The organism is Paenibacillus antibioticophila (genome assembly GCF_000455265.1).
Classification (GTDB): Bacteria; Bacillota; Bacilli; order Paenibacillales; family Paenibacillaceae; genus Fontibacillus; species Fontibacillus antibioticophila.
In genome coordinates this window covers 2,198,338-2,201,653 of the sequence record NZ_HG005139.1, presented here as the reverse complement: position 1 = coordinate 2,201,653, position 3,316 = coordinate 2,198,338, and the positions used below count along the sequence as shown (strand labels likewise).

At 55.3% G+C, this 3,316-nt stretch carries 4 protein-coding genes; all 4 read left to right on the top strand.

Features of this window, described 5'->3' with window-relative positions; genetic code table 11:
• A partial coding sequence (gene trpD / locus TX85_RS10115) for an anthranilate phosphoribosyltransferase (protein WP_044479008.1) occupies positions 1–896 on the top strand: 896 nt, incomplete at its 5' end.
• Positions 886–1,692, top strand: coding sequence for an indole-3-glycerol phosphate synthase TrpC (gene trpC / locus TX85_RS10110; protein WP_044479007.1), 807 nt, complete (start codon positions 886–888; stop codon positions 1,690–1,692). The genes trpD and trpC, both read left to right, overlap by 11 nt.
• A gap of 82 nt (positions 1,693–1,774) precedes the next feature.
• Positions 1,775–2,455 (top strand): phosphoribosylanthranilate isomerase, encoded by a 681-nt coding sequence (locus TX85_RS10105; protein WP_262362623.1) that lies wholly within the window; start codon positions 1,775–1,777, stop codon positions 2,453–2,455.
• Positions 2,456–2,460: 5 nt separating this feature from the next.
• Positions 2,461–3,316 (top strand): tryptophan synthase subunit beta (gene trpB / locus TX85_RS10100; protein ID WP_044479964.1); only part of this gene is annotated, 856 nt, incomplete at its 3' end.

Here is a 3,316-nt window from a genome sequence, read left to right as displayed (position 1 = left end):
TGCGAATCAAGGGGGAGACGGTAGAGGAGATCACCGGATTTGCCGAGGTGATGCGGCAGTATGCAAGCCGGGTAGACGCGCCAATCGGCCCGTTGCTCGATACCTGCGGCACAGGGGGCTCAGGCATCCACAAGTTTAATATCTCGACCGTGTCAGCGATCGTGGCTTCAGCGGCTTCGGTACGTGTCGCGAAGCACGGCAATCGCTCGGCGTCAGGACGTTCGGGCAGTGCCGATGTGCTGGAGGCGCTCGGCGTCAACATTCAATTGAGTCCGGAGCAGGCGAGACGCTGCCTGGATCAGATCGGCATCTGCTTCTTGTTCGCACAGGTCTATCATCCATCCATGCGTCATGCCGCAGCCCCGCGCCGGGAGCTTGGGGTGCGAACCGTATTCAATATGCTGGGCCCATTGACGAACCCGGCCGGTGCGGACCGCCAGCTGCTCGGGATCTATGATGGCTCGCGCACGGAGACGATCGCCTGCGTATTGCGGGAACTTGGCTCACGGAGAGCGCTTGTTGTCAACAGTGCGGAAGGATTGGATGAGATCAGCATCTCCTCGGCAACGAAGGTTTCCGAGCTTAAAGACGGTGTGGTTAAGACTTACGAATTGACGCCGGAGGAGCTCGGACTTCGCAGGTACGGACTGTCTGACATGCTGGGCGGCAGCCCGCAGGAGAATGCGGCAATCATTCGCAGAGTGCTGGATGGAGAACGGGGGGCATACCGGGATGTCGTACTTGCGAACACCGGGGCCTGCATCTATGTGTCAGGCCAGGCCGAGAGCATCAAGGAGGGCATTCTCCTTGCTGCAGAAGCGATCGACAACGGGAGCGCGCTCGGCAAATTGGAACAACTGATTCAGACAACGGAGGAATTCAGCTATGTATCTTGATCAAATTGTTGCAACCAAACGGGTTGAGGTGGAACGGCTGGCGGAATCCTTTTCGCTTCGGGAAGCGGAGCAAGCCATTTCTGCCTTTCCGCCGACAAAGGGATTTCATAAGGCATTGACGACAGGGCGCCGCCGGGAGCTGGGGCTGATTGCCGAGGTAAAAAAGGCTTCGCCCTCCAAAGGGCTGATTCGACCGGACTTTCAGCCGGTAGAGCTAGCGCTGAGCTATGAAGCAGCCGGGACTGACTGCATCTCTGTGCTGACGGATGAAGCGTATTTTCAAGGCAGCAATGCTTACCTGACAGCGATCCGCAATGCAGTCAGCGTGCCGCTGCTCCGCAAGGATTTTATAATTGATGAACGGCAAATTTATGAAGCAAGACTCATCGGAGCTGACGCTGTCCTGCTGATAGCGGCAATTTTGGAGGACTCACAGCTTCGCGCCTATATGGATACTGCTGCAGGACTTGGACTGGATGTGCTGTTGGAGGTTCACGATGCAGAAGAGCTGGAACGGGCGCTCGCGTTGGGTGATGCGAAGCTGATCGGCATTAACAACCGGAACCTGAAGACCTTTGAGACCCGGCTTGAAACAACCTCCGCGTTGGCTGCACTGGTTCCGCCAGATGTTACGCTGATTAGCGAGAGCGGGATTTCCAGCAAGGAAGACATAGCTTACTTGACACAAGCCGGAGCAAAGGGCTTGCTGATCGGGGAAACCTTTATGCGAAGAGAAGAGGTTGGAGAAGCGATTCATGATTTATTGGGACCGGTTAAAGGTAGTCGAGCGGAATGAATGGAGTCTGTGATAAGGAAAGCGAGAGTAGGGACGGCGTTGCACGGAAGTGAACCTGGGTGCAGTATGGGGGGCATGGCAAGTGAGTAAGGAGACAAAGGTAAAAATCTGTGGACTTCAGGACGTTGAAGTGCTAAAATCTATGATAAACTTGCCGATTGATTATATCGGCTTCGTGTTTGCACGCAGGAAGCGGCAAGTCAGTCCTGTTCAAGCAGCAGGGCTGATGAAGGTGCTCGCAGAATGGACCGGTACATCCAGACCGGAAAGTGTCGGTGTATTTGTAAATCCCGATATGAGGCACATGGCTGAAGTGATGGAGCAAGCCGGGTTGGATATTGTGCAGCTGCATGGACAGGAGTCCCCGGCATTGTGCAGAGAGCTGAAGGAACGGTTCGGAGTCAAGGTGATCAAAGCATTATCCGTAAAGTCAGATGGCAGTCTGCACGGAGTGGGGGATGCGGATGATCTTGACCTTTACGGAGAGGTCATTGACGGGCTGCTGGTAGATGCCTATGATCCGCTCTATGGAGGCGGCGCAGGAGTGACCTTTGCCTGGGAGGCGGCGAAGCCGTTGCAGGCTTGGGCGAAAAATTCGAACATCCCGTTTCTGGTTGCCGGCGGACTTCATCCGGACAACGTGCATCGGGTGCTGAACGAACTTGAGCCGGATGGCGTGGATGTATCAAGTGGCGTGGAAAGCAACGGGGTCAAGGACCCCGCTAAAATAACAGCTTTTGTGGAAAGGGTGAAGCGGCGGTGAGCGAAGTGAAGCAGGTACCTGATGAGCATGGAAGATTCGGCCCGTTCGGCGGTCGTTATGTTCCTGAGACGTTGATGAATGCACTGATCGAGCTGGAGCAATCGTATCGAAAATACCAGGATGACCCCGAGTTCCTGGAGGAAATCGGCTATTTGCTTAAGCAGTACTCCGGTCGTGAAACCCCGTTGTATTATGCAGAGCGCTTAACCAAGCATCTGGGCGGAGCGAAGATCTACTTGAAGCGCGAGGATTTGAACCATACCGGTGCTCATAAAATTAACAATGCAATTGGACAGGGCATTCTGGCCAAGCGGATGGGCAAGCAGAAGGTGATCGCCGAGACAGGCGCCGGACAGCACGGGGTAGCTACAGCTACGGTAGCCGCTCTTCTGGGCATGGAATGCAAGGTATTCATGGGCGAGGAGGATACCAAGCGACAGCAGCTGAATGTCTTCCGCATGAAGCTGTTGGGCGCGGAGGTTGTGCCGGTCATGTCAGGCACTAGGACGCTTAAGGATGCCTGTAATGAGGCGCTGCGTTATTGGGTCAGCCATGTTCAGGATACGTTCTATATTCTGGGCTCCGCAACAGGGCCGCATCCTTATCCGATGATGGTCCGCAATTTCCAACGGATCATCGGCGATGAGACGCGGAGACAGATTCTGGAGGCGGAAGGACGGCTTCCTGACATGCTGGTTGCTGCGGTAGGCGGCGGAAGCAATGCCATCGGGATGTTCTATCCGTTTGTGGAGGATAGCAACGTTCGGCTTGTCGGTGTTGAGGCTGCAGGGAGAGGCGTCGATACGGATTACCATGCGGCGACGATGACGAAGGGAACAAAGGGAGTGTTCCAAGGCTCCA

Excerpts from the sequence above, each read along its gene's own strand:
- trpC (WP_044479007.1), top strand. The coding sequence starts at position 886 with ATGTATCTTGATCAAATTGTTGCAACCAAACGGGTTGAGGTGGAACGG.